The following is a 25,542-nucleotide window of genomic DNA, read 5'->3' as shown; positions in this document are numbered from 1 at the left end:
GCTTGTCAAGGCATCTTTCCCGCCTTGACAAGCACCCCCGCGCCGTAGTCACACTCAGCTTCGGGGTGCCCGAGCCGCACAAGCCGCGCACAGCGAAACCGCAGCCTAAAGACGTTCGAGAACAGTCACATTCGCCTGCCCGCCACCCTCACACATCACCTGCAGCCCATACCGCCCGCCACTCCGCTCCAACTCATGCAGCAACGTAGTCATCAACCGAGCCCCAGTAGCCCCAATAGGATGCCCCAACGCAATCCCACCCCCATTGACATTGACCTTCGAATGCGGCACACCGATCTCCTGCATCCAAGCCAAAACCACCGGCGCGAACGCTTCATTGCACTCGAACAAGTCAATGTCGTCCACGGTCAGCCCGGTCTTCTCCAACGCCCGCTGCGTCGCCGGAATAGGCGCAGTCAACATCCACACCGGATCCGCCCCATAAACACTGATGTGATGCACCCGAGCCCGCGGCGTCAGCCCATGCTCCGCCACCGCCCGCTCGGAAGCAATCAGCAAAGCCCCCGCCCCGTCACTGATCTGCGAAGCCACCGCAGCCGTGATCGGGCTGCCCTCCTCCAACGGCTTGAGCCCAGCCATCTTCTCCAAAGTGGTATCCCGCCGCGGCCCCTCATCCACCGAAAACTCCCCAACCGGCGAAATCTCCCGAGCAAACCGACCAGCATCGATCGCGGCCGAGGCGCGGCGATGGCTCTCCAGAGCGAACTCCTCCAGCGAGGACCGGGAAAGCCCCCACTTCTCCGCGATCATCCGCGCCGACCGAAACTGCGAAACCTCCTGATGCCCATACCGAGCCACCCACCCAGCCGACTCCGCGAAGGGCGTGCTAAACCCGAACTGCTGCCCCACGACCATCGCCGAAGAAATCGGAATAGCAGACATATTCTGTACTCCCCCAGCAACGATCAAATCCGCAGTCCCAGACATCACCCCCTGAGCCGCGAAATGCACAGCCTGCTGGCTGGACCCGCACTGCCGATCGATAGTCACCCCAGGCACATGATCCGGCAACCCAGCCACCAGCCAGGCAGTCCGAGCGACATCCCCAGCCTGCGACCCGATCGTGTCGCAACACCCGAACACGACATCGTCAACAGCCCCAGGATCAATCCCAGTCCGCTGCACCAGCGCACGAATCGCATGCGCCCCAAGGTCAGCCGAATGCATCCCCGCGAGCGAACCACCACGACGGCCGACCGGCGTGCGAACCGCGTCGACCACATATGCCTCTGGCACGAAATCCTCCTGGATCAGGGATGCTGACTGCTCACCGAGACAACCTCACCGGTGAGATAAGACGAATAAGCACTGGCGAGGAACACCATCACATTGGCGACTTCCCAAGGCTCAGCAGCCCGGCCGAACGCCTCGCGCCCCTTCAACTCGGTCAACAGCTCAGCACTGGTGACCTTCTCCAGGAACGGATGCATCGCCAGACTCGGCGACACCGCGTTGACCCGAATCCCGGAAGGAGCCAAGTCCATGGCCGCAGACCGGGTCAACGCCATCACCCCAGCCTTGGCCGCCGCGTAATGCGCCTGCCCCTCCTGCGCCCGCCAGCCGATCACCGAAGCGTTGTTGACGATCACCCCGCGAGTACCGGAAGCGATCATCCGCCGGGAAGCCGCCCGAATGCACCGGAAAGTCCCGGTCAAAGTCACGTCGAGCACCAACGACCACTGCTCGTCAGTCATCTCGGTGATCGAAGCCGTGCCCCCGAGCCCGGCATTGTTGACCATCACCTCAACCCCGCCGAACGGCTCAGCAGCATCGAGCAGGGCAGCGACCTGCTCCTCCTTGGTCACATCGCACACCACCGAAACAACCCGCTCCGCACCGAACTCCGCCCCCAGCTTCGAAGCCGCCTCGCCAAGCCGCCGCTCATGTGTGTCCCCGATAACGACCGCCCGAGCACCTTCCTCCAGGCACCGCCGGGCAACAGCAGCACCAATCCCAGCACCAGCGGCCGCAGTCACCACGACCACGCGCTCGGCAAGCAACCCGTGCCCCGGCACGTAATCCGGCGCGGGCTGTTCCGGTTTGACACTCACGGTCGCGGCTCCTTAGGCAGGCCAAGCACCCGCTCGGCAATAATGTTTCGCTGAATTTCGTCCGAACCGCCGTAAATCGTGTCGGCCCGGCTGAACAAGAAAAGCGTCTGCTGAGCGTCAAGATCGTAAGAGCCAGTCGCGGTCAACGCGGATCCCCCGCGGACGTCCATCGCCAGCTCGCCCAGCTCCCGATGCCACCGAGCCCACAACAGCTTCGACACCGAAGCCTCCGGCCCCTGCGAGCCAGCCTCATACGCGCTCAACGTCCGCAACGCATGCACCCGCAAGACCTCAAGGCCCACCGCGGCGGAAGCCAACCGATCCCGCACCACCGGATCGTCATAACGCCCATTCGCGCGCGCGGTAGCGACGACACCAGCCAACTCCCGAGCGAAGCCGACCTGCTGCCCGATAGTCGACACCCCACGCTCGAACCCGAGCGTCGCCATCGCGATCCGCCACCCGTCCCCGGGCGCGCCCACCACAAGGGACTCCGAGGTCCGCGCCCCGTCAAAGAAGACCTCGTTGAACTCACTGGTCCCAGTCAGCTGCCGAATCGGCCGCACCTCGACCCCGGGCTGATCCATCGGCACCAGCAGATACGACAACCCAGCATGCCGCCGCGAACCGGCCTCGGTCCGCACCACCGCGAAGCACCACTGTGCGTGCTGAGCGAGCGACGTCCAGATCTTCTGCCCGTCGATCACCCACTCGCCGCCGTCCAGCCGCGCCCGCGTGCGCACCCCAGCTAGATCAGACCCCGCGCCAGGCTCGGAATAGCCCTGGCACCACAGCTCAGTGACCCCGACGATCCCCGGCAGGAACCGCCGCCGCTGCTCGTCGGTGCCGTGTGCGATCAACGTCGGCCCGAGCAGCTCCTCGCCGAGGTGGTTGACCCGGGCAGGCGCATCCGACCGCGCGTACTCCTCATGGAAGATCACCTGCTGCAACAGACTCAGCCCGCGCCCGCCGTACTCCACCGGCCAGCCGAGGCAGGTCCAGCCGTGCGCCGCCAGGTGCTGGTTCCACGCCTGACGCTCCTCCGGCGCTTCGTGCTCGCGCCCGGATCCGCCGAGGCCCTTCAACGCGGCGAAGTCGCCGGTGAGGTGGTCGCCGAGCCACTCGCGCACTTCGGCGCGGAACTGCTCGTCCTCGGGGGTGTAGCGAAGATCCACCCGTCCTCCTGGTCCGCCGGTGCCGGTCCCGCCACGCTACCAAACCAAGCACTTGTTTGGTAGCATCGCCGCCGAACCGAGAAGGAGTGATGCGCGTTGAGCGGAACCGAAGAAAGCACCGACGAGCAGGTCGTGACGTACGAGGTGCGCGGTCCGGTCGCGGTCGTCACGCTGAACCGGCCGCAGTACCGCAACGCCCAGAACTCGAAGATGACCTACGCGCTGGACGCCGCGTTCACGAAGGCGGTGGACGACCCGGACGTCAAGGCGATCGTGCTGGCGGGCAACGGCAAGCACTTCTGCGCCGGGCACGACATCGGCACCCCCGGCCGCGACATCGACCAGAGTTTCGAGCGCAAAGCGGTCATCTGGTGGGACCACACCGACCGCGCGGGCGTCGATTCGCGCTTCGCCCGCGAGTCGGAGGTCTACCTCGGCATGTGCCGGCGCTGGCGGGAGATCCCGAAGCCGGTGATCGCGATGGTGCAGGGCGCGTGCATCGCGGGCGGGCTGATGCTCGCGTGGTCGTGCGACTTCATCGTGGCCTCCGATGACGCATTCTTCTCCGACCCGGTCGTGCGGATGGGCATCCCGGGCGTCGAGTACTTCGCGCATCCGTGGGTGATGAATCCGCGCGCGGCGAAGGAGTTCCTCTACACCGGCGACCGGTTCGGCGCGGACCGCGCGCAGGCGCTCGGCATGGTCAACCACGTCGTGCCGCGCGCCGAGCTCGAAGAGGCGACGTTCGCGATCGCCGAGCGGATCGCGCAGATGCCGCAACTGGGTCTGGCGCTCACGAAGAAGGCCGTCAACCAGGCGGAAGACCTGATGGGCATGCGGTCCGGAATGGACTCGGTGTTCGGCCTGCACCACGCCGCGCACGCGCACAACGCCGAACTGGACACCGATTCGCTCGCCGGGCTCGACGCGCGGTCGATGGCGAAGGCCAACAAGAAGGCCGCGGGAGAGTCATGAGCCCGGAATTCACCGCCGCGGAAGAGGAGTTCCGTGCGGAGGCGCGCGGCTGGCTGAAGGAAAACAGCCCCGGCCCGCTGCCGTCGATGGACACCGAAGACGGCGCCCGCGCGCACCGCGAGTGGGAAGCGAAGCTGGCCGAGGGCCGGTGGTCCGTGGTCACTTGGCCGGCCGAATACGGCGGCCGCGACGCGACGCTGACCGAGTGGGTGCTGTTCGAGGAGGAGTACTACCTCAGCGGCGCGCCGACCCGGATCGCGCAGAACGGCATCTCGCTGCTGGCCCCGATCATCTTCGAGCACGGCACCGACGACCAGCGCCAGCGGCACCTTCCGTTGACCGCCAACGGCACCCGGATCTGGGCGCAGGCCTGGTCCGAGCCGGAGGCGGGCAGCGACCTCGCCGGGATCCGCAGCACCGCCGTCCGCGACGACGAACGCGGCGGATGGGTCCTCAACGGACAGAAGATCTGGAGCTCCCGCGCCCCGTTCGCCGACTGGGGTTTCGGCCTGTTCCGCTCCGACCCGGAAGCCGAACGGCACCGCGGCCTCACGTACTTCCTGTTCCCGCTCGACTCCGACGGCGTCACCGTCCGGCCGATCGCGCAACTCGACGGCGACAGCGGGTTCGCCGAGATCTTCTTCGACGACGTCTTCGTGCCTGATCAGGACGTCCTCGGCGGCGTCGGCGACGGCTGGCGGGTCGCGATGAGCACGGCGGGCAACGAACGCGGCCTGTCGCTGCGTTCGCCGGGCCGGTTCCTCGCGGCGGCAGACCGGCTGCTGGGCCTCTGGGCCGAGCGCGGCGCCGAAGCCCCGCACCTGCGCGACCGGGTGGCCGATGCCTGGATCAAGGCCGAGTCCTACCGGCTCTACACCTGGGACACCGTCGACCACGTGCAGAACGGCGGCGACGTCGGCGCGGCGGGCAGCGTCAACAAGCTCTTCTGGACCGGGCTCGACCTCGGCATCCAGGAAACGGCGCTCGACCTGCTCGGTCCGGACCAGGAGCTGCTCGGGCGCTGGATGGAGGACTACCTGTTCGCCCTCGGCGGCCCGATCTACGCCGGCACCAACGAGATCCAGCGCAACATCGTCGCGGAACGGCTGCTCGGCCTCCCCCGCGGCGACCGCAGGAAGGCACAAGCATGAAGTTCCGGCTGTCCGCCGAACAGCGCGCGTTCGCCGAAGCGCTGGACGCCCTGCTGGGCGCGGCCGACGTCCCCGGCGTCAACCGGTCCTGGGCGGCCAAGCGGCCGGAATCCGGGCTGCTGCTGTGGAAGCAACTCGCCGAACTGGGCGTCACCGCGCTCGGCGTGCCCGAAGAACACGGCGGCGTCGGCGGGACCCCGGTCGATCTGATCGTGGCCTTCGAACGCCTCGGGTACCACGGGGTGCCGGGTCCGGTGATCGAGTCCATCGCCGCCGCACCCGCGCTGCTCACCGACGGTTCGTTGCTGTCCTCGCTGGCCGCCGGGGACGCGGTGGTCACCTTAGCGAGCGCGCCGGACAGTCCGTACGCGCTCGATGCGGATGTCGCGACGGACGTGTTCGTGGTCGGCGATGCGCTGGCACGGGCGGAAATCGGCCGTTCGCTGCAGTCGGTTGATCCCTCCCGGCATCTGTTCGAGGTCACCGCTGGTGCCGACGCTCAGCCGCTCTCCCCGGAAAAGCGCGCAAAAGCTCTCGACCTCGCCAGCCTCGCCTGCGCGGCCGAACTGCTGGGCTGCGGCGAACGAATGCTGGCCGACACCGTCGCCTACCTCGGCCAGCGACGCCAGTTCGGCCGCGTGATCGGCGAGTACCAAGCGCTCAAGCACGCTGCCGCAGACGTCCGGGTGGCGCTCGATTTCGCCCGCCCCCTGCTGCTCGGCGCGGCCCGCGAGCCCAGCGCTCGCGCGATCTCGGCGGCGAAAGTCGCGACGTCGGACGCGGCACAGCTCGCCGCGCGCACCGGGCTCCAGCTGCACGGCGCGATCGGCTACACGCTTGAATGCGACCTGAGCCTGTGGCTGTTGCGCGTCCGGGCGCTCGTGGGCTGCTGGGGCACGCCGTCCGTGCACCGCGCGCGGGTGCTGGAGAGCCTGATGAGGGGCCGCTGATGCACTTCGCGCTGACCGACGAGCAGCGGGAACTCGCCGCCGCCGTCCGCGGGCTGGTCCAGCGACGAGCCGCGAAGACCGATCTGCGGACGGCGATCGACTCGCCGCCCGGATACGACACCGAGCTGTGGTCCGCGTTGTGCGAGCAGATCGGCGTCGCCGCGCTGGCCATTCCCGAGGAGTACGGCGGAGCCGGGTACAGCCTGTTCGAAACGCACGTCGTGCTGGAGGAACTGGGCGCGAGCCTGACGCCGTCGCCGCTGCTGGGCTCCGGAGTGCTTGCCGCGCAAGCACTACTGGCTGCCGATGCACCTGAGTTGCTCCCCGAGATCGCGGCGGGCGAGGTCGTCGCGCTGGCTTGGGCGGACCGTGCCGGACGGCATCGAACCGACGGATCAGACGTGGTCGCTTCGGACGGAACCCTGAACGGCACCGCGACTTTGGTACTGGACGGTGCTGAGGCGTCGCACCTGCTGGTGGTCGCAATGGCCGACGGACGTCCCGCGCTGTTCCAGACGGACGCGACCGCTGAGGCAACCCCAGCCGTCGACCAAACACTCAGGTTCGCCCAGGTCGAATTCCGCGACACCCCGGCGACATTGCTCGCGGACGACTTCACCAAAGCGCTCCCCCGGATGCACGCCATCGCCGCGATCGCTTGCACCGCCTTGCAAGTCGGCGGCGCACAGTCCTGTTTGGACCGAACCGTCTCCTATCTCAAAGAACGCGAACAGTTCGGCCGCCCGCTCGGTTCATTCCAAGCGCTGAAACACCGAGTCGCCGAGATGCTGGTGCACGTCGAAACCGCGCGCTCGATCTCGTGGGCGGCCGGGTTCGCGGCCAGCAACGGAGACGATCTCGTCCAGCAGGCGGCCTACGCGAAGTCCTGGTGCAGCGAAGCTTTCACCGCGGTAGCAGCAGAAACCGTCCAGCTGCACGGCGGAATCGCGATCACCTGGGAGCACGACGCGCAGCTGTACTTCAAACGAGCACACGCGCTGGCGCACCTCTTCGGCGACGCCCGCGAGCACCGGGCCCGGCTTCGGAGCGGCGCATGATCCACCACGTCGGGATCACCGTGCACGACCTCGCCGCGTCGACCGAGTTCTACCGCGATCTGCTCGGCGGCAACGTCGAAGGACCGTTCGAGCGCAGCGGTCCGCGGATCGACGAGGTCACCGGATATCCGGGCGTGATCGTGCGGCAGAGCTTCGTCTCGGCCGACGACGGCGACACGGTGGTCGAGCTGCTGCAGTACGAAAACGGGTCGCCGACGCGGATCGACCCGGACCACGGGCAAGCGGGCGCGGCGCACGTCGCGATCACGGTCGACGACCTGGACGCGACGCTGGAGCGGCTGCGCGAACGCGGGGTCGCGGCGGTGTCCGAGCCGATCGTCACCAGCCATCCGATGGCGGGCTGCCGCGCGGTGTACGTGCTCGATCCGGACCGGGTCCGCGTCGAACTGGTGCAACTGCCCGCCTGAGCAAGCGAAAGATGGAGGAACGAATGGGCGGCAAGTCCATGACGCTGGACGGCGTCACCGAGTACGTCCGGTCCGGGATGACCGTCGGGATCGGCGGATGGGGGTCGCGGCGCAAGCCGATGGCGATGGTGCGCGAACTGCTGCGCAGCGACGTCGAAGACCTCACGCTGGTCACCTTCGGCGGGCCCGAGGTCGGGCTGCTGTGCGCGGCGGGCAAGGTGCGCCGGGTGATCTACGGGTTCGTCTCGCTCGACACGATCCCGCTCGACCCGCATTTCCGCGCCGCGCGCGAGGGCGGCCGGGTCGAGACGACGGAGTACGACGAGGGCATGTTCGTCGCCGCGCTGCGGGCGGGCGCGAACCGGCTGTCGTTCCTGCCGACGCGCTCCGGGCTCGAGAGCGACGTGCTGCTGATGAACCCGGAGCTGAAGACCGTCGCGTCGCCGTATGACGACGACGTCTACATCGCGGTGCCCGCCGTGCGCCCGGACGTCTCGCTGCTGCACCTCAACCGCAGCGACACCCTCGGCAACGGTCAGTTCCTCGGCCCGGACCCGTACTTCGACGACCTGTTCGCGATGGCGTCGGAGAAGACGCTGCTGAGCGTCGAGAAGATCGTGGACACCGAGGACCTCACCGCCACCGAGCGGTCGACGTCGCTGCTGATCAGCCGGATGTTCGTGAACGGCGTGATCGAGGCCCCGAACGGCGCGCACTTCACCTCGTGCGACCCGGATTACGGCCGCGACGAGGCGTTCCAGCGGCATTACGCGCAGTCCGCGCAGGACGAGGTCGCGTGGAAGCAGTTCCGCGAGACCTTCCTGACCGGCGACGAGGCCAGCTACCACGAAGCAGTGCGCGCCTTCCACCGCGCGACCGAGAAGGAGTCCGCATGAGTGCCCCCGCGACCCGCGCCGAGGTCTGCATCGCCGCCTGCTCCGACGCGTGGCGCGGCTCCGGCGAGGTGCTGGCCCACGCGGTCGGCACGGTCCCGGCGATCAGCGCGCGGCTGGCGCGGCTCACCCACTCTCCAGAATTGGTGCTGTCCGACGGCGAATGCCACTTCATGGCCGACCCGCCGCCGCTGGGCAAAACCGCCGCGGCGGGCGGCACCGTCGAGGCGTGGGCCCCGTTCGGCCGGATCTTCGACATCCTCAACACCGGGCGGCGGCATTCGATGATGGGCGCGAGCCAGATCGACCGGTTCGGCAACCAGAACATCTCGCTGATCGGCGACTGGCGGAAGCCGAAACGCCAGCTCATCGGCATGCGCGGCGCGCCGGGCAACACGGTCAACCACCGCACCGACTACTGGGTGAGCCGACACTCGAGCCGGGTGTTCGTGGACCGGGTCGACATCGTGTCCGGAGTCGGCAACGACCGGGCCCGCGCGCACACCTCGACAGCGCTGCGGTTCCACGACCTCGGCGTGGTGGTGACCGACCTGGCCGTGCTCGACTACGACGAGGACGGACGGCTGAAGGTGCGTTCGCTGCACCCAGGCGTCACCGAGGACGAAGTCCGTGAGAACACCGGCTTCGAGCTGGACTTCAGCGGGGCCGGGGTGTCCCGGGAGCCGGACGAGCACGAATTGGACCTGATCCGCACCGTGCTCGATCCGTTGGGCGCCCGGGACCGGGAGGTCAAGGTGTCCCGGCCCTGAACCGCTCAGCCGGCGAGCAAGCCGCCGTACAGCATCGCGAGGTACTGCTCCGCCACGACGTCGTGGCGGAGCTTTCCGCGCGGGTTGTACCAGCGGACCGACGACCAGACGGTGTCCCGGATGAACCGGTACACCAGGCTCACCTCGAGGTCGTCGCGGAATTCGCCGGTTTCGCGGCCTGCCTGGAGCACGCTGAGCCACAGTTTTTCGATCTTCAGCGACGTCTTCCCGACGAATTCGAAATCGGCGAGGCTGCCGACGACGGCCGATTCGTTCTGGTAGAGCGCCACCGCGAACGGCCGCTCGTGAATGGTCGCGAAGGCGGTGTACACCAGCGCGTCGAACTGCTCGCGCGGCGTGCCGTCCTTCCCGGCGATCTCGGTGAACGCGGCCAGCAGGTCGTCCATGAACTCCTTGAGGATCTCGCGGAGCATGTCCTCTTTGGACGCGAAATGGTGGTACAGGCTCCCGGAAAGGATGCCCGCCTCGTCGGCGATGTCGCGGACGGTGGTCTGGGAGTAGCCCCGGGTCGCGAACAGCTGCGCGGCGATGCCCAGCAGCTCTCCGCGCCGGGTGCCGCCGTTTTTCGCCGGAGCCCGGCCGGTTCGCGGAGTCATCGCATGGATCCCTTCCTGCCCGCTGCTTTCCCCTATGCTACCGAACAAGCACTTGTTCAGTGAGGAGACCCGCGTGTCGACGCCTCGCACGATTCCCGCTCTGCTCGACGAAGCCGCCCGCCGCCACGGCGACGCACCCGCTGTGGTCGACGGTACGACACAGCTGTCCTGGACCGGATTGCGGGAGCGGGTACGCACCGTTTCCCGCGCGCTGGCCGCGGTCGGCGTCCGTGCCGGCGACCGGGTCGCGGTGTGGTCGCCGAACCGGGTGGAGTTCATCCTGACGTTCCTGGGCGCGCAGTGCCTCGGCGCGGCGCTGGTGCCGATCAACACCCGGTACCGCGGCGAGGAAGCCCGGGTGGTGCTGGAGCGGTCCGGTGCTTCGGTGCTGGTGCTGTGCAACGGGTTTCTCGGCAATGACTATCTCGGGATGCTGACTGAGGCCGCTGCCCGGTCTGGTTCCGATGGTTCCGGTGTTGTGCCTGGACTTCCGCAGCTGCACACCGTGATCGACCTCGGTCCGGACGGCGTTGCGTTGCCGTGGACCGAATTCCTCGCCGGGGCGGAGTCGGTTTCGGCCGTTGATGAATCCGTGGTGACGCCTTCCACGGTGGCGGACATTCTCTACACCTCGGGCACCACTGGCGTGCCCAAGGGCGTGATGAGCACGCACGCGCAGACGATCGGCGTCGCGGACGTGTGGGCGAAGGGCACGTCGCTCACCCCCGCGGACAACTACGCGATCGTGAACCCGTTCTTTCACTCCTTCGGCTACAAGGCCGGGGTGGTCGCGGCGATCACCGCTGGCACGACCATCTACCCGGTCCTGACCTTCGACCCGGTCGCGTTGATGGAGCTAGTCCAGCGAGTTGGCATCTCAGTGCTGCCCGGTGCGCCGACCATCTTCACCACGCTGATCAACCACCCTCGGCGCGGCGAATTCGACCTGTCGTCGCTGCGCTTCGCGATCGCCGGTGCGGCTTCGGTGCCGGAGAACCTGTTCTCGGACATGCTGGAAATCCTCGGCTTCGAGCAGGTCGCGCAGGCGTACGGGCTCACCGAATGCGTCGTGGCGACCCAATCGCGGCCGAACGAGGACCCGCGGCACGTCGCGCACACCACCGGCCCCGCGGTGCCCGGCCTGGAGATCCGCGCGGTCGACAGCGAGGGCAAGGACGTGCCGGTCGACGCCGACGGCGAGATCCTCATCCGGGGCGAGTTCGTGATGCTCGGCTACTTCGACGACCCGGCCGCGACCGCGGCGGCGATCGACGCCGACGGCTGGCTGCACACCGGCGACGTCGGACAGCTGGACGAGCACGGCTGCGTGAAGATCACCGGGCGGCTGAAGGACATGTTCACCGTCGGCGGGTTCAACGTGTACCCGGCCGAGGTGGAGAACGTGCTGAGCACGCACCCGGACGTCGTCGAGGCCGCGGTGATCGGCGTGGACGACGACCGGATGGGCTCGGTGGGCCGCGCTTACGTGACGCTGTGGGCGGGAGTCGAGCTGGATTCGGCGGCGCTGCGGGAGTACTGCCGGGAGCGGCTGGCGAACTTCAAGGTGCCGCGCGAGTTCGTGGCGATCGAGGAACTGCCGCGGAACGCCAGCGGGAAGATCGTGAAGCGGGAACTGTCCTGACGTCGTGAGCGGCTGTGCCGGTTCTAACCGGCACAGCCACTCACGACCCCCCTGCGCAAGCCGTCGTGGCGCGGAACGTCCGGCCAAGCTCGGCTCGACAATCCCGACTGCGGGATCCCCGGGATGGCGCGCGGCAGTCACCCGGCATTCGACCTGGAGCGGGCATTCCGCGACCCCGCCCACCGCGACGAGGTCGGCCGGGACTGGCCTGCCTTGTGCGCTGGCACGACGGGAGCGCCGGTCAGCCCGGCCAAGCGTTCGACGGCGGGCCACAGCTCGGCGCTCGGGTAGTTCAGCACGCAGTCCGGCCGGTCGCGCAGGTTGGCGAAGGTGTGGCCGGTGCTGCCGAAGCCGAGCACGGCGGTGCGGCCGAGCACCCACGCCGACGACATCGGGGCCAGGTTGGTCGTCCCGTCGGCGTTCGCGCTGGACAGCAACACGACGGGGCGCCGGGGTAGAGCACCGGCGGGTCGATCACGACGGAATCCATGGCCGCATCCTGGCGGCGGGACGGTTCGGTGCGCGCCGAACCGTCCCGCGTCCGAGCCGTCAGGCGAGCCGTTCCAACACCATCGCCATGCCCTGTCCGCCTGCCGCGCACATCGTCTCCAGACCGAAGGTCGCGTCCCGCTCCTGGAGGCCGTGCAGCAGCGTCGTCGCCATCCGCGCGCCGGTCGAACCGAACGGGTGGCCCAGCGCGATCGCGCCGCCGTGCACGTTGACGCGGTCGAGGTCCAGGCCCAGCTGGTCGACGCACGGCAGCACTTGCGCGGCGAAGGCTTCGTTCATCTCGACCAGGTCGACGTCCTTGACGGACAGTCCGGCCCGCGTCAACGCCTGCTGGCTCGCCTCGACCGGGCCCAGCCCCATGATCTCCGGACTCAACGCGGACACCCCGGTGGCGACGATCCTCGCCAGCGGCTGAATGCCCACCTCGCGCGCCCGGACGTCGCTCATCACCACGAGCGCGGCCGCGCCGTCGTTCAGCGGACAGCAGTTGGCCGCGGTAACCGTCCCGTCTGGTCGGAACACCGGCTTGAGTTGAGATACCTTCTCCAGCGTCACGCCCGCCCGCGGACCGTCGTCGGCGGACACCACCGTGCCGTCCGGCAAAGTCACCGGAGTGATGTCCTTCTGCCAGAACTCCCCCGCCGCCTCGGCGAGGTTCTGGCTGCGCACGGCGAACGCGTCCTGGTCCTTTCGGGACACTCCACAATGGTCAGCGACGTTCTCCGCGGTCTCGCCCATCGCGATGTAAACGTCCGGCAGCGCACCGTCTTTCCGCGGGTCTGTCCACTGCAGACCGCCGCCTGCGCGCTTCTCCGTCACCGCCATCGCGTCGGCGTACAACGGGTTCTTCGTGTCCGGCATGCCGTCGGCTTTGCCTTGGGAGAACCGCGAAACACACTCAACACCCGCTGAGACGAACACGTCACCCTCGCCCGCGCGGATCGCGTGCATCGCCATTCGCGTGGTCTGCAGCGAAGACGCGCAGTACCGGTGCACAGTCGTGCCGGGCACCGCGTCGAGGCCGAGCCGCAGCGCGACCATCCGGCCCAGGTTGTACGCCTGTTCCCCGGCCGGTTGCGCGCAGCCGAGCATCAGGTCGTCGATCCGGCCGACCTCCGGGACCGCCGCCAGCGCGGCTTCGACCATCTGCGCGGCGAGGTCGTCCGGCCGCAGGTCTTTGAGCGAGCCCTTGTACGCCCGCCCGATCGGCGAGCGGGCGGCGGAGACGATCACGGCTTCGGGCACGGCAAGGTCCTCCTCAGGCGTTCGGGGTGTGCTGGAGGAAAGCGGGCCATTCGCCGCCTCCGTCCACATTGAGCACCGCTCCGCTGACATGGCTGGCGAGCGGGGAAGCAAGCAGCAGACAGGCTTGGCCGACCTCGGCCGGCGACGCGAACTGTCCGCGCGGGATCGTCCGGGCGACCGCGTCGCGCTGCGCCGGATCGCCGTAGTGGTCCTCGGAACCCGGCGTCTCGACCAATCCGCAACTGACCGCGTTGACCCGCACCCGCGGCGCCCACTCCACGGCCAAGCTGGTCGTGAGACTCTCCAGCGCCGCCTTCGCCGCGCCGTAGATCGCGGTGCCCGGGCTGGGCCGCCGCGCCGAGATCGACGTGACGTTCACCGCCGACGCCCCGGGCGTCTCGCACAGGATCGGATGCGCCGCGTGCAGCACGTACGCCGCGGCGAGGAAGTTGAGGTCGTTGATCTTGCGGTGGAAGCGCGGCGAGGCCTCCGCGAACTGCGCGAACGGCGCACCGCCAGCGTTGTTGACCACGACGTCGAGGCGTCCGTGCCGTTCGCCGATCTCTTCCAGCCACTTCTGGACCTGGTCCGGCTCCCGCACGTCAACCTGGGCAAACCGCGCCGTCCGGCCGTCGACCTCGCGCAGCTTCTCCGGTTCGGTACGCCCGCAGATCTCGACCTCGGCGCCCGCTTCGAGGAACGTCGCCACGATGCCGTCGCCGACTCCGCGCGCTCCGCCGGTGACGAGGACGACGCGATCGGTCAGGTCGAAGCTGACAGGCATGCTGCTCCTTCTCGCCGGGAGCGCTCAGCCTACCAAACAAATGCTAGGTTGAGGACGAGGAGGTTTTCCATGCCACACGAGACAATCCGGCGAGTCAGCATCGTCACCGGAGGCGCGCTGGGGATCGGCGGGGCGACCAGCCGCCGCCTCGCCGCGCGCGGGGACCTGGTCGTGCTGAACGACATCGATCCCGCTGCCGCCGCCCACACGCGCGCCTCGATCGAGGAGGCTGGCGGCGTGTGCGAAACGGTCATCGGCGACATCGCCGCGGACGAGGTAGTCGAGGCTGTCACCGCCGCCGCGCTGCGGTTGGGCGACGGCCGGATCGACGTCCTGGTCAACAATGTCGGCGATTTCCGGCCCGCGTCCCGGGATTTCCTGCACAGCACGCCGGAGCAGTGGGCGCGGTTGCATGAGCTGAACCTGCTGCACGTCTTCAAGCTCACGCACCGGGTGCTGCCGCAGTTGATCTCGCAGGGCTCAGGCGTGATCGTGAATAACTCGACAGTGGAAGCCTTTCGCGGAATTCCCGGGCATGCGGTGTATTCCGCTTACAACGCCGGGGTTTCGGCGTTCACGAAGAGCCTGGCCGTCGAGGTCGGACGGTATGGCGTCCGGGTGAACGCGATCGCGCCGGATCTCGCGGACAGCCAGCAGACTCCTGCTGCGGCGATGTTGCGCGACAATGATCCGTCGAAGATCGAGACATGGGTGCCGTTAGGCCGGTTCGGGCACGTGGACGAATACGCGAAGGTGATCGAATTCCTGACGACGGACGCTGCCTCTTACGTCACCGGCCACACGATTCCGGTGGACGGCGGGACGCTCGCGGCTTCGGGGTGGTACTTGCGGAGCAATCGGAAGGGGTTCACGAACTTTCCGCGGGAAACGTGAGCCGGGCGGTGGGCTCGTGAGCGTTTATCCCGGTTAGAACCGTCATCGCCACTCACGACCCCGGTGCGACGACGCGCTCAACGCTCTCGCGGAGCAACGCCCGGCGCTGCTCGTGCAATTCCGGAGCTTCTTGGTCGCTGGCGGCGTAGACGTTGCTGACCGGCGACCAGGCCATCGACATCGCGATCACCATGGCCATCAGGTCGAACGGGTCTCCGTCCCGGACGAGGCCCGCGGCTTGCGCGTCGGCGATGGCGCGCAGTTTGGCGTCGTCGAGGCGGTGGCTGTCGTCGACGAGATGTCCGGCCGGGCGGCGCTCCAGGCGTTCCCAGGTGGCCAGCCGGATGAGGTCGGGGCGGCGGAGGTACTCGTCGTAGAGGCGGACGGCCCAGCCGGCGAGGTCGGCGGCGTCGATCGGCACGACGGTCATGATCCGCTCCAGCGAGGCGGAGAAAATGGCGTCGAACAGCCCTTCCTTGCTGCCGAAGTAGCCGTAGAGCTGCGCCTTGTTGGTGCGGGCGGCGGCCACGATGCGCTCGACGCGCGCTCCGGCGATCCCGTGCGCGGCGAACTCCTGGGTCGCGACGTCCAGGATGCGCTGCCGGGTGGCGGCTCCGCGCGAGGTCAGGGGCTTGTCGGCCATGCCGGGCACGATAACAACAGACCAGTCTGTTTGCCGAATCGGAGTACGGCGGCTACCGTGGCAATAGACCGAACAGTCTGTTTGTTGAGGGGCGAGCATGCGGGACACTCTGGGCTGGCAAACCGACCGTGCCGGGTTACGACGGACCGTGCTGCAACGTCGGGAACTGCGGGCCGACGACGTCGCGGTTCGCGTGGACTACTGCGGCGTCTGCCATACCGATCTGCACGCCGTCCGCGCCCACACCGGCGACGCGCCTTTGGTGCCCGGCCACGAGTTCACCGGCGTGGTCACCGAGATCGGGCACGAGGTCACGCGATTCGCCATCGGCGACCAGGTCGCGGTCGGCAACATCGTCGACTCCTGCGGCGCGTGCGCGATGTGCGAGGCAGGACAGGAAAACTTCTGTCACGACTTCCCCACCCTGACCTACGGCGGCACCGACCGCCGCGACGGAACCACCACGCTGGGCGCCTTCTCCCGCGAGTACATCGTCCGCGAGGAGTTCGCCTACTCGCTCCCCGCCGGGCTCGACCCCGCGGCCGCCGCTCCCCTGCTGTGCGCGGGGATCACCGTCTGGGAACCGCTGCGAGCCCTCGGCGTCGGGCCTGGCACCCGGGTCGCCGTGGCCGGGCTCGGCGGGCTCGGGCACCTCGCGGTCAAACTCGCCGTCGCGCTCGGGGCCGACACCACGGTCGTCGGCCGCTCCGCCGACAAAGCCGACGACGCCCGTCGGCTGGGCGGTCACGATCTGATCGTCTCGACGGACCAACACCAGATGGCCGCGGCCCGGGACCGGTTCGACGTCGTCATCGACACCATCGCCGTCCCGCACGACGTCGCGCCCTACCTCAAGCTCGTCGCCCTCGACGGAACCCTCAGCCACGTCGGGTACCTCGGCTCGGTCACCGTGCAGGCCACCGATCTGTTGGTAGGACGCAAGAACCTCAGCTCCGCGGGCAGTGGCGGCCGTCCCGCGACCGCCGCCATGCTGGAGTTCTGCGCCCAGCATGGCATCACCGCCGACATCGAACTCCTCCCGTCCGCCCGCGTCAACGAAGCCCTCGAACGGTTGCAACGCAACGACGTCCGGTACCGGTTCGTGCTGGACCTGTCTGATCTGCCGCAGGACCGCGGTCAGCCCACGTACCCCGCGGGCTGACCCCAATCCGCACCCCGAGTCGTCGTCCGGTCCACCAGCACACACCGCGTGCCGGTGAAGTTGGTCGGCATGCATTTGTTGCAGTGAATGCACAACGACGGCGTCTCCGGCTCAGCGGCGATCCGGTTCACCAAATCCGGCTCGCGCAGCAAAGCCCGGCCCATCGCGACGTACTGGAATCCCTCCCGCATCGCCAGGTCCATCGACGCGCGGTCGGTGATCCCGCCGAGCAACACCATCGGCAGCTTCACCGCGGCCCGGATCTGGCGTGCGTCCTCGAGCAGAAACGCGTCCCGATAAGGATATTCGCGGATGAAATGCTTCCCCACCGCCTGCACGCCCAGCTTCAACGGCTGCGGCATCACGGCCGCGAACTCGCGGACCGGCGCGTCACCCTTGAAGAGGTACATCGGGTTGAGCAGCGATGAACCGGCGGTCATTTCGAGGGCGTCGCAGGTGCCGTCGGCTTCGAGCCATTGCGTCACCGGGATCGCCTCGTCGAGCCAAAAGCCGCCGGGCGCGCCGTCGTCCATGTTCATTTTGACGATCACCGCGATCCGGTCGCCGACCGCGTCACGAACCGCGCGCATCGTGTCACGTGCGAGCCGGGCGCGGTTCTCCAGCGAGCCACCGTATTCGTCGGTGCGGTGGTTGAGTTTGGGGCTCAGGAAGGAACTGATCAGATAGTTGTGTCCTAAGTGGACTTCAATGGCGTCGAACCCGCACTCGATGGCGCGCCGGGCCGCGTCGGCGTGGGCGCGTTTGACGCGTTCGATGCCGGCGTGGTCGATTTCCTGAGCGAAACTGAGCGTCGTCTTGTGGAAATACCGGCTCGGCGCGAGCGCGGGCAGCCCATTGCCCTTCGGATTCGCGACCGGCCCGCCGTGCCCGATCTGCGCCGAAATCGCCGCGCCCTCGGCGTGCACCGCGTCGGTGAGCACGCGCAATCCCGGCAGGGCCTCGTCGGCCCAGTAAATCTGATGCCGGTCGGTGCGGCCTTCCTTGGCAACCGCACAATAAGCGACCGTCGTCATCCCGACGCCGCCCTTCGCGTAGCCGACGTGGAAATCGACCAAATCCCGAGTGACCCGGCCGTGGTGGCTGAGCCCCTCGTAGGTAGCCGCCTTGACGACGCGATTGCGCAACTGCACCGGCCCGAGCCTGGCGGGAGCAAGCGGATCGGGCGGGGTGGGGGTCGTGGAAGTCACCTTGCCACGGTAGGAAACGGAGGGGACGGGCTGCTCTCGCGATCTCGGTGACTGGGAGGTCCGGGCCAGCGGCAAACCCGCGGATGCGGTAACGCTCTGGCTGGGCCCGGCGACTTCTGTTCATCTATCCGTGTTCAGGAGGAGAAACAGCTGTGCCCGATCTCGAACCCCGTCCTCGCTATCACGCCGATGCGTTTACCGGCCCCTCCGCAGTCGCCGCGCGGCTCAAAGAAGCGTCCGAGACGGACGGGCCGACGGACTACGCGAACAGGATCAACCTCGAGATCCTGGGCCAGCTCGCGGCTATCCGGCGGCACGCGCTGATCCTGGCCACCATAGTCGTGATGTGGGCGATCCTGACCTTGATCGGGTTCATCGCGATCATCGTGATCGTGAACAATCTCCCCAGCAGCGGATCGTCCATCTACCGCTACTGAGGAACCGTCAGCTGGCCCAGGGTGCAGCTTCCTCCAACTGCGCCGCCAACGACAACAGCAGCCCCTCCTGCCCCAGATCCGCGGCGAACTGCACCCCCAGCGGCAGTCCGTCGTCATCCCGGCCGAGCGGAAGCGAGATCGCGGGCATCCCAGTCACGTTGAAAACACTGGTCCACGCCGAATACGCGCCCGCGTGCTCGTAGATCGACGCGGGATCCGTCGTGTCCAGCAGGCCCAGCGGCGGAGTCGGGAGCGGCAGCGTCGGGGTGAGCAGGACGTCGTACTGGGTGAAGACCTGCCCGACCTCCCACCCGATCTCCTGTGCCCGGCGCAGCGCACGATGGAGCTGGTTCGCAGTCAAGCCGCGGTAGTGGTCGAGCAGCAACTCGGTGAACGGCTCGACGTCGCCCGGCTGGAGTTCGCGGCCCAACGCGGCCAGTTGGTCTTCGACGATCACCACCAAATCCGCGCCCATCAGCAGTCCGCCGGTCGTGCGGACGTCCGGGAAGTCAAACGGCGCAACGGTTTCCTCGACGTGATGGCCGAGTTCCTCGCAAAGTTTCGCCGTCTGCTGCACCGCAGCCAGGCAAGCGGGATGCGGGTCGACGCCGGTTCGGGCCTGGGTGGCCAGGCCGATGCGGAGACGGCCGGGAACGCGGCGGGTCGCGTCGAGGAAGGTGCCGGGCGGGGTGGGGGCGGCGAAGGCTTCACCCGGGAGTGGTCCGGCGATCGCGTCCAGCAGGGCCGCGCTGTCACGGACTGTCGTGGTGACCGCGTGGGCGACGGACACTGGGGCGGCAAGGGTGCCGGAGTCAGGCGAGCCGGTGGTACGGCCGCGGCTCGGTTTCAGGCCGACCAGACCGCACATGGCCGACGGGATCCGGATCGAGCCGCCGCCGTCGGTGGCGTGGGCGGCGGGGACCAGGCCAGCGGCGACGGCCGCTGCGGAACCGCCGCTCGAGCCGCCTGGCGAGCGCGAGAGGTCGTGCGGGTTGCGGGTGGGGCCGTGCAATTGCGGCTCGGTGCTTGCGTTAAGGCCGAATTCGGGGGTGTTGGTGATGCCCAGGATGACCAAACCGGCGCGTTTGTAGCGGCGGATCAGTTCGCTGTCCACTGTGGACACAGCGGAGGCGAATAGCGCGCTGCCCTGGGTGGCGGGGAGGCCGGCGACTTCGGTGCCGAGATCCTTGACCAGGAACGGGACTCCGGTGAGCGGACCGTCCGGGAGACCGGCGTCGATTTCCGCGAGAGCAGCCTCGAAGCGTTGGCCGACGACGGCGTTGAGCCGCGGATTCGCCTCCTCGATGCGGGCGATCGCCTGTTCGGCGGCCTCCCGGGCGGACAGGTCGCCCCGGCGGATGGCGGCGGCAGTATCGAGGGCAGAAAGCACAGCGATGTCTCCTCAGAAGGGCTCAGCCGAAGAAGGCTTGACCACCGTCGAGCGGCACGGTGGCTCCGGTCAGGTAGCGCAGATCGGAACCGACCAGCGCGACTACAGCGCGACCAATGTCCTCCTCGCACTCCCCGATCCGGCCCATCGGAATGGTCGAGACGAATTCGGCGGCCTCTTCGGGGTTGTGTTCGGTCCACCATTTCAAGCCCGGCGACAACGCGTGCGGAGCGATCGCGTTGACCCGGATTCCGTCGCGCGCCCACTCCACGGCGGCAGTGCGCGACAGCGAGCGCAAGGCTTGTTTCGCTGCGGCGTAAGCACCGTAGGTGGTGGGATCCCAGCGCACCATCGCTGATGTGACCAGGTTGACGATCGAACCGTCGCCCGTCGCCTTCAAGTGCGGATGGGCGGCTTTCATGAACGCGAACGCGGCAAACGGTCCAGTCGAGAAACCGCGCGCGAAGTCCTCGTCGCTCATTTTCAGCAATGGCCCGAAAGCGCCGGAGTACGCATTGTTGACCAAAATTTCGAGGCGGCCGAATCGCGAAACGACCTCGTCGACGACCCCGGGAATCGACGCCGTATCCGCGACGTCGCATTCGAACGGTTCCGCGGCAGCACCCCGCTCCCGCAGGAGGCGGCAGGTCTCGTCCAGCTTGCCGCGCGTGCGCCCGAGGACCGCGATCGACGCGCCCTCCCCCGCCAACGCCAGCGCGATTCCTTGCCCGACGCCTTGTCCGGCGCCGGTCACCAGGGCCACCCGGCCCGCGAGCGTGTTCATCGGCCTCCTTCGTCCTGGGCAACTGGCCGCGCGACGTGTTTCGCCACGAAAATCCCGTCCGCGGAAACGCAGACCTGCCCGTCGGCGAGGATTTCGCCGGTCGTGTGGATCCGGCGGCCCTCGCTGGATTGCTGTCGTGCGCGAATCGTCAGCTCCGCGAACAGCGGGGTCGTCCGGTGGTAGCGGACGCTGAGCGTGCCGGTCATCCCGTCCGGCCCGGGCCCCCAGCTGTTGGCGACACCGAGCGCGTGATCCAGCAACAGCGCGGAAATCCCGCCGTGCACGCAGCCGGGCGGTCCCTGATACGGCAGGCCGAGCGTCACCGTGCCGGTCACGGATCCGTCCGGCAGACCGTGCAGGTGCAGCGGCGGGGCGAGCGCGTTTTCCGGGCCGGTGACGGGATCGTGCCGCGGCCGTCCGGCCCACATGCTGACGAAGCGCTCTTGCCGCTCCGGCGCGTGCTCTTCGATTTGGGCGGCGATCCGGTTGAGGTCGCGGGCGATGTCCGTCATGGACGCTGCACTGTTCGCGCCAGCCTGCAGGAGGGCGTTGACGACCCGGCGGGCCGCCGCGACGGCAGCATCGATGCCGTCGTCGTTCGGGACGGGCGACAGCGGGACGTTTTCGGCGTAAGTCGTCATCAGTAGTGCGCCGCCGGGCGGAGGGTCGCCTCGGCGCCGCCGTCGACGTAGACGACCTGGCCGGTGATGTGCGTCGTCGCGGCGTCGGCGAAGTACGCCAGCACGCGCGCGACATCCTCCGCGGCCGCGTAACCGTGCAGCGGCATCGGGACTGCTTTGTCCATCACGGCTTTCATCTTCGGGTCGGCGAAAAGCCCGTCGGTCATCGGCGTCAGGACCACGCCGGGGGCGACCACGTTGACCGCGATTCCCGCGTCGGCCCAGCCCGCCGAGACAGACGTCCGGCGTGCCCACTGCGCGATCGCGGACTTCGAGGACGGGTACAGCTGCACCGCCCGGTTGTCCGCGATCGCCTCGCGGGCGGCGGTCAGCGCGGCTTGCTCGTCGCCGCGCAGGCAGGCCTCGACCACCGCGGGGTCGTGCGGCTGGGTGCCGGAGATCGAGCCGACCAGGACGACGCGAGGCGCTTCGGATTTCGCGAGCAACGGCTGCAGGGCCTCGATGAAACCGGTGCTGCCGAAGTAGTTCACCGTGACCATCGCTTCGCCGGGGTTCGACGTCCCGGCGCAGGTGACCACCGCATCGACGTGCCCGGTGCGCTTGCCGACCTCCTCGGCAGCGGCAGTGCGGCCAGCCGGCGTCGAGAGGTCCGCGTCGACGTCGCTGCCCGCGAGGTCGACGCCGAGGACTTGGTCGCCACGCTCAGTGAGCAGGCTGCTGAGTGCCGCACCGATCCCCGAACTCGCTCCGGTGATGACGACGGTGCGCGGCATGACGGCCTCCTGAGGTGGGGTTCCGGGAACGGCCGCGACGCTACGGGGACTCCGCCGCGCGCGGCGGGCTCATCCCGGTCACCGGGAGAAGCCGGTCAGCGACCCAGTTCGGCCAGCAGCAACCGGCACGCCAGCACTGTGTCCGCCTCCGCTTCCTCCGCCGTGATGTGCCCGTTCAGCTGCGAGGTCAGCACGCCGTACCAGGTCTGCTCGATCAACCGGACCAACCGGCGATCGTGGTCACTGGCCTCGGCCACCCCCGCGACGCGCAGGATCAGGTCGGCGAACTCGACCGTCGCGGCCATGTTCGGCGACTCCCCCGCGACCGTCGCGTTGTTCGACTGCAGCATCGCCTGCGCGAGCCGCGGTCGTTCCAGCAGGCGGCGAGCGGCGTCGACCAGCACGCGCGCGACCGCCTCGGCCGGTTCCTGGCCGGGCTCGACCGGGACGCTGTTGCGGTCCAGCTGTTCGACCTGGCTGTGCAGCAGCGCGGTGAACAGGATGGTCTTCGACGGGAAGTACCGGTAGAGCGTGGCGATGGCGACGCCGGCGTCGCGGGCGACGTCGAGCATCTGGATCCGGTCGAGGCCGTGCTCGGCGCCGTGGTCCGCGGCCGCTCGCAGGATCCGCCGGTAGCGCTCCTGCTGCGCGGGCGAACTCGGCGTGGCCGGCGCCCGGTTTTCGGCGACTCTCGGCACCGCGACTCCTCCGCTCGTGATCAGGCCATTCTCGCGCACGATCCTCCCACCGGGCGCCGCCGCTACCGGTGAGTGGGATGACCGCGCCCCGGCGCGGCGGCGATGCGGTTGGCTCGCCGGGTCGCGACGACTTGGAGGACTCATGGCTTTCGACGACCAGTTCGACGTGGTGGTAGTCGGGTCCGGCGCGGGTGCGCTGACCGGCGCGTACCTGGCCGCCCGGGCGGGACTGCGCACCGCGGTGGTCGAGGGCGCGGACCGGCTCGGCGGGACGTCGGCGTACTCCGGCGCGGCCTGCTGGCTGCCGGGCACGCAGGTGCAGGAGCGATTCGGCGTCGCGGATTCCACCGCCGCCGCCCGCGAGTACCTGCGCGCGCTGCTCGGCGAGGACCGGACCGGGCGGCAGGAGGCGTTCCTGGCGAAGGCACCGGAGCTGGTCGCGGCGCTGGAGGCGGATCCGGCGCTCGAATTCGAATGGCGGGCGTTCCCGGACTACTTCGACCGGCCCGGCCGCGTCGCCGGCGGACGCTCGTTCGTGCCGGTGGACCTGCCGCTGTCGGAGCTGGGCGAACGCGCGGAGCTGGTGCGTCCGCCGGTGGACCGCGACCGCGCCGGCCGCGGGCACCGGGACGCGCCGTTGGACGGCGGGCGCGCGCTGATCGGACGGCTGCTGCTGGCCTTCGACGCGACCGGCAACGGCACCGTGTTCACCGGGACGCCGGTCGACGAGCTGGTGGTCGAGGACGGGCGGGTGGTCGGAGTCGGCGTCGGCTCGCGTCGGATCGGGGCTGTTGACGGCGTACTCATCGGCGCGGGCGGGTTCGAGCGGAACGCCGACCTGCGGGAACAGTCCGGGGTGCCGGGATCGGCGGCCTGGTCGATGGCCCCCGCGGAAACGAACCGCGGCCAGGTCCTGGAAGCGGCGATCGCACTCGGTGCGGCGGTCGATCTGATGAACGAGGGCTGGTGGTGCCCAGGAATCGCGATGCCGGACGGCGGCGCGTCGTTCACCCTCGGCTTCCGCGGCGGGATCGTCGTGGACCGCGACGGGCGGCGGTATGCGAACGAGTCGCTGCCATACGACCAGATGGGTCGTGAGATGGCAGCGGACCCGGCGCGGCGGGTCCCTTCGCATATCGTGTTCGACAGCCGTGAGGGCGGCCGGTTGCCCGCCATCGCGTTGCCGGGCGGACGGCCGGATGATCATCTGGAGGCTGGCACGTGGGTGGAGGCAGACACGCTCGCGGAGCTGGCGAAGCTGATCGACGCACCGGAACTGCCGGAGACGGTCGCCCGGTTCAACTCGTTTGCCGAAGCCGGGCACGACGCGGATTTCGGCCGGGGCGAGGATGAATACGCACGGCATTTCGCTGATCCCGTGCTGGTTCCGGTGGACCAGCCGCCGTTCCGTGCCGCCCGGCTGGTGCTGTCGGATCTGGGCACGAAGGGCGGGTTGGTGACTGATCCGGATGCTCGCGTGCTGCGCGAGGACGGGTCGGCGGTGGAAGGTCTTTACGCGGTGGGCAATTCTGCGGCGTCCATGACCGGGAAGTACTACCCCGGGCCGGGAATTCCGTTGGGCACGGCGATGGCTTTCGCTGCCCGGGCAGTCGACGATCTGGTGGCACGGGCCGGAAAATGACCTGCGCTCCACACCGGTGCCGGTTACCGTCGCCGGTGTGGAGGACTACTTCGGGGAAAGTGTCGCTGCAAGGTACGACCAATCATTAGCCGAAATGTTCGCGCCGGAAGCGGTGAATCCGGCGGTCGACGTCCTGACCGAGCTAGCCGGAGACGGTCGCGCGCTCGAACTCGGCATCGGCACCGGCCGGATCGCGTTGCCGCTCGCCGCGCGGGGTGTGCCGGTCGCGGGGATTGATCTGTCGTCCGCGATGGCCGCACAGCTGCGCGCCAAACCGGGCGGTGACGCGATCGAAGTGACGATCGGCGACTTCGCGACGACCCGGGTCGCGGGAACGTTCTCGGTGGCATATCTGGTGTACAACACGATCAGCAACCTGACCTCTCAGGACGCGCAGGTGGCATGTTTCCGCAACGCCGCAGCGCATCTCGAGCCGGGCGGGTGCTTCCTGATCGAGGTCGGGGTGCCGGATCTGCGGAAGCTGCCGCCCGGGCAGACCGTCGTGCCGTTCGATCTGAGCGCGACGCATTGGGGATTCGATCTCTACGACGTCTCCACGCAGTCGATGAGTTCGTACCACGCGCGGGTGGAGGACGGCCGCGGCGAATTCCGGGCGATTCCGTTCCGGTACACGTGGCCCGCGGAGCTGGATCTGATGGCACAGCTGGCGGGCATGCGGCTGCGGTCGCGGTGGGAAAGCTGGACTGGCGAGCCGTTCACGCACGAGAGCGAGCAGCACATTTCGATCTGGGAAAAGTCCTCGTGAGCGTTCACCCCGGTGAGAACGGGCTCGGCTCTGGCCGCGTCGGGTTTGTCGTACGTGAGGGGAACCCTGAGGGAGTCTGATTCCGTCAGGGTTCCCCTCACGTACTCGCAGAACGGTCAGGTGGGCAAGCCGCACGGCTCTCGGGGCGGTTCAGGGGGTGCCGCGGCCTGGGGTCGTGAGATCAACCAGGCGATCTCCATCGCCCACGAGATCGTCGGCGGCACCGGTTCGGAC

Annotated in this window: 27 protein-coding genes; 13 read left to right on the top strand and 14 right to left on the bottom strand. The window is 68.7% G+C overall.

The features are described 5' to 3' along the window. Window positions 1-105 precede the first annotated feature (105 nt). Genes ACWDNU_RS38265 through ACWDNU_RS38255 form a run of 3 tightly spaced genes read right to left on the bottom strand, consistent with a single transcriptional unit; the run spans window position 106 to window position 3,247 of the window. Complete coding sequence (locus ACWDNU_RS38265) at window positions 106-1,257, bottom strand: acetyl-CoA C-acetyltransferase (RefSeq protein WP_449672446.1); 1,152 nt, start codon at window positions 1,255-1,257, stop codon at window positions 106-108. Window positions 1,258-1,271: 14 nt separating this feature from the next. Next, the gene (locus tag ACWDNU_RS38260) at window positions 1,272-2,072 is read right to left on the bottom strand and encodes an SDR family oxidoreductase (protein WP_370936063.1); all 801 of its coding nucleotides are present in this window, start codon (window positions 2,070-2,072) and stop codon (window positions 1,272-1,274) included. Continuing rightward, on the bottom strand, window positions 2,069-3,247 hold the full coding sequence (locus tag ACWDNU_RS38255; protein WP_449672445.1) for an acyl-CoA dehydrogenase family protein: 1,179 nt from the start codon (window positions 3,245-3,247) through the stop codon (window positions 2,069-2,071). The genes ACWDNU_RS38260 and ACWDNU_RS38255 overlap by 4 nt, the downstream gene beginning before the upstream one ends. A gap of 96 nt (window positions 3,248-3,343) precedes the next feature. On the opposite strand from ACWDNU_RS38255, the gene ACWDNU_RS38250 reads away from it, so the two are divergent. From ACWDNU_RS38250 to ACWDNU_RS38220, 7 genes are read left to right on the top strand one after another with little or no spacing between them, the layout of a single operon-like run. Then, a complete protein-coding gene (locus ACWDNU_RS38250; RefSeq protein ID WP_037812239.1) occupies window positions 3,344-4,222 on the top strand; it encodes an enoyl-CoA hydratase in 879 nt (292 codons plus the stop codon). After that, window positions 4,219-5,373 carry an acyl-CoA dehydrogenase family protein gene (locus ACWDNU_RS38245; protein ID WP_449672444.1) on the top strand — a complete coding sequence of 385 codons (1,155 nt, stop codon included), beginning with the start codon at window positions 4,219-4,221 and terminating at the stop codon, window positions 5,371-5,373. Before ACWDNU_RS38250 ends, ACWDNU_RS38245 begins: the two co-directional genes overlap by 4 nt. Beyond that, window positions 5,370-6,323, top strand: coding sequence for an acyl-CoA dehydrogenase family protein (locus ACWDNU_RS38240; RefSeq protein WP_449672443.1), 954 nt, complete (start codon window positions 5,370-5,372; stop codon window positions 6,321-6,323). Before ACWDNU_RS38245 ends, ACWDNU_RS38240 begins: the two co-directional genes overlap by 4 nt. Then, window positions 6,323-7,381, top strand: coding sequence for an acyl-CoA dehydrogenase family protein (locus ACWDNU_RS38235; RefSeq protein ID WP_449672442.1), 1,059 nt, complete (start codon window positions 6,323-6,325; stop codon window positions 7,379-7,381). The genes ACWDNU_RS38240 and ACWDNU_RS38235 overlap by 1 nt, the downstream gene beginning before the upstream one ends. Continuing rightward, a complete protein-coding gene (locus ACWDNU_RS38230) occupies window positions 7,378-7,809 on the top strand; it encodes a VOC family protein (RefSeq protein WP_449672441.1) in 432 nt (143 codons plus the stop codon). The genes ACWDNU_RS38235 and ACWDNU_RS38230 overlap by 4 nt, the downstream gene beginning before the upstream one ends. Before the next feature lie 23 nt (window positions 7,810-7,832). After that, on the top strand, window positions 7,833-8,705 hold the full coding sequence (locus ACWDNU_RS38225) for a CoA transferase subunit A (RefSeq protein WP_370936057.1): 873 nt from the start codon (window positions 7,833-7,835) through the stop codon (window positions 8,703-8,705). Further along, a complete protein-coding gene (locus ACWDNU_RS38220) occupies window positions 8,702-9,472 on the top strand; it encodes a CoA-transferase subunit beta (RefSeq protein ID WP_370936056.1) in 771 nt (256 codons plus the stop codon). Before ACWDNU_RS38225 ends, ACWDNU_RS38220 begins: the two co-directional genes overlap by 4 nt. A gap of 5 nt (window positions 9,473-9,477) precedes the next feature. On the opposite strand, the gene ACWDNU_RS38215 is transcribed toward ACWDNU_RS38220, so the two are convergent. Beyond that, a complete protein-coding gene (locus ACWDNU_RS38215; protein ID WP_116202412.1) occupies window positions 9,478-10,089 on the bottom strand; it encodes a TetR/AcrR family transcriptional regulator in 612 nt (203 codons plus the stop codon). Between the two features lie 73 nt (window positions 10,090-10,162). On the opposite strand from ACWDNU_RS38215, the gene ACWDNU_RS38210 reads away from it, so the two are divergent. Beyond that, the gene (locus ACWDNU_RS38210; RefSeq protein ID WP_449672440.1) at window positions 10,163-11,731 is read left to right on the top strand and encodes an AMP-binding protein; all 1,569 of its coding nucleotides are present in this window, start codon (window positions 10,163-10,165) and stop codon (window positions 11,729-11,731) included. A gap of 137 nt (window positions 11,732-11,868) precedes the next feature. Here the strand turns inward: ACWDNU_RS38210 and ACWDNU_RS38205 are convergent, their stop codons facing one another. From ACWDNU_RS38205 to ACWDNU_RS38195, 3 genes are all read right to left on the bottom strand, one after another. Continuing rightward, window positions 11,869-12,171 carry a hypothetical protein gene (locus ACWDNU_RS38205; RefSeq protein ID WP_449672439.1) on the bottom strand — a complete coding sequence of 101 codons (303 nt, stop codon included), beginning with the start codon at window positions 12,169-12,171 and terminating at the stop codon, window positions 11,869-11,871. Between the two features lie 109 nt (window positions 12,172-12,280). Next, window positions 12,281-13,486, bottom strand: a complete 1,206-nt coding sequence (locus ACWDNU_RS38200; RefSeq protein ID WP_449672438.1) for an acetyl-CoA C-acetyltransferase — start codon at window positions 13,484-13,486, stop codon at window positions 12,281-12,283. A gap of 13 nt (window positions 13,487-13,499) precedes the next feature. Then, the gene (locus ACWDNU_RS38195) at window positions 13,500-14,270 is read right to left on the bottom strand and encodes an SDR family oxidoreductase (protein ID WP_449672437.1); all 771 of its coding nucleotides are present in this window, start codon (window positions 14,268-14,270) and stop codon (window positions 13,500-13,502) included. A 69-nt stretch (window positions 14,271-14,339) separates the two neighbouring features. Here ACWDNU_RS38195 and ACWDNU_RS38190 point away from each other — a divergent pair, with 69 nt between their 5' ends. After that, the gene (locus ACWDNU_RS38190; protein WP_449672436.1) at window positions 14,340-15,164 is read left to right on the top strand and encodes an SDR family NAD(P)-dependent oxidoreductase; all 825 of its coding nucleotides are present in this window, start codon (window positions 14,340-14,342) and stop codon (window positions 15,162-15,164) included. A 52-nt stretch (window positions 15,165-15,216) separates the two neighbouring features. Here the strand turns inward: ACWDNU_RS38190 and ACWDNU_RS38185 are convergent, their stop codons facing one another. Beyond that, window positions 15,217-15,807 carry a TetR family transcriptional regulator gene (locus ACWDNU_RS38185; RefSeq protein WP_449672435.1) on the bottom strand — a complete coding sequence of 197 codons (591 nt, stop codon included), beginning with the start codon at window positions 15,805-15,807 and terminating at the stop codon, window positions 15,217-15,219. A gap of 97 nt (window positions 15,808-15,904) precedes the next feature. Here ACWDNU_RS38185 and ACWDNU_RS38180 point away from each other — a divergent pair, with 97 nt between their 5' ends. Further along, a complete protein-coding gene (locus ACWDNU_RS38180) occupies window positions 15,905-16,969 on the top strand; it encodes an NAD(P)-dependent alcohol dehydrogenase (RefSeq protein WP_449672434.1) in 1,065 nt (354 codons plus the stop codon). On the opposite strand, the gene ACWDNU_RS38175 is transcribed toward ACWDNU_RS38180, so the two are convergent. After that, window positions 16,945-18,177, bottom strand: a complete 1,233-nt coding sequence (locus tag ACWDNU_RS38175; protein ID WP_370936048.1) for an NADH:flavin oxidoreductase — start codon at window positions 18,175-18,177, stop codon at window positions 16,945-16,947. The genes ACWDNU_RS38180 and ACWDNU_RS38175 overlap by 25 nt on opposite strands. A gap of 152 nt (window positions 18,178-18,329) precedes the next feature. Here ACWDNU_RS38175 and ACWDNU_RS38170 point away from each other — a divergent pair, with 152 nt between their 5' ends. Beyond that, entirely contained in the window at window positions 18,330-18,614 is a 285-nt protein-coding gene (locus ACWDNU_RS38170; RefSeq protein ID WP_449672433.1) for a hypothetical protein, read from the top strand. Window positions 18,615-18,621: 7 nt separating this feature from the next. Here the strand turns inward: ACWDNU_RS38170 and ACWDNU_RS38165 are convergent, their stop codons facing one another. From ACWDNU_RS38165 to ACWDNU_RS38145, 5 genes are all read right to left on the bottom strand, one after another. After that, window positions 18,622-20,004: an amidase gene (locus ACWDNU_RS38165; protein WP_449672432.1), complete on the bottom strand. Its 1,383-nt coding sequence runs from the start codon at window positions 20,002-20,004 to the stop codon at window positions 18,622-18,624. Between the two features lie 22 nt (window positions 20,005-20,026). After that, entirely contained in the window at window positions 20,027-20,788 is a 762-nt protein-coding gene (locus ACWDNU_RS38160; protein ID WP_449672431.1) for an SDR family NAD(P)-dependent oxidoreductase, read from the bottom strand. Continuing rightward, window positions 20,785-21,429, bottom strand: a complete 645-nt coding sequence (locus ACWDNU_RS38155) for a PaaI family thioesterase (protein ID WP_449672430.1) — start codon at window positions 21,427-21,429, stop codon at window positions 20,785-20,787. The genes ACWDNU_RS38160 and ACWDNU_RS38155 overlap by 4 nt, the downstream gene beginning before the upstream one ends. After that, window positions 21,429-22,202: an SDR family oxidoreductase gene (locus ACWDNU_RS38150; RefSeq protein ID WP_449672429.1), complete on the bottom strand. Its 774-nt coding sequence runs from the start codon at window positions 22,200-22,202 to the stop codon at window positions 21,429-21,431. The genes ACWDNU_RS38155 and ACWDNU_RS38150 overlap by 1 nt, the downstream gene beginning before the upstream one ends. A gap of 95 nt (window positions 22,203-22,297) precedes the next feature. Continuing rightward, window positions 22,298-22,900: a TetR/AcrR family transcriptional regulator gene (locus ACWDNU_RS38145; protein WP_370936043.1), complete on the bottom strand. Its 603-nt coding sequence runs from the start codon at window positions 22,898-22,900 to the stop codon at window positions 22,298-22,300. Window positions 22,901-23,042: 142 nt separating this feature from the next. On the opposite strand from ACWDNU_RS38145, the gene ACWDNU_RS38140 reads away from it, so the two are divergent. Further along, window positions 23,043-24,542: an FAD-dependent oxidoreductase gene (locus ACWDNU_RS38140; protein ID WP_449672428.1), complete on the top strand. Its 1,500-nt coding sequence runs from the start codon at window positions 23,043-23,045 to the stop codon at window positions 24,540-24,542. 94 nt (window positions 24,543-24,636) lie between these two features. Beyond that, on the top strand, window positions 24,637-25,308 hold the full coding sequence (locus ACWDNU_RS38135; RefSeq protein ID WP_449672427.1) for a class I SAM-dependent DNA methyltransferase: 672 nt from the start codon (window positions 24,637-24,639) through the stop codon (window positions 25,306-25,308). Window positions 25,309-25,542 lie beyond the last annotated feature (234 nt).

Source organism: Amycolatopsis sp. NPDC003676 (assembly GCF_053587275.1).
Note: the sequence above shows the minus strand (reverse complement) of the source record. Positions and strands in the feature narration are given on the sequence as shown.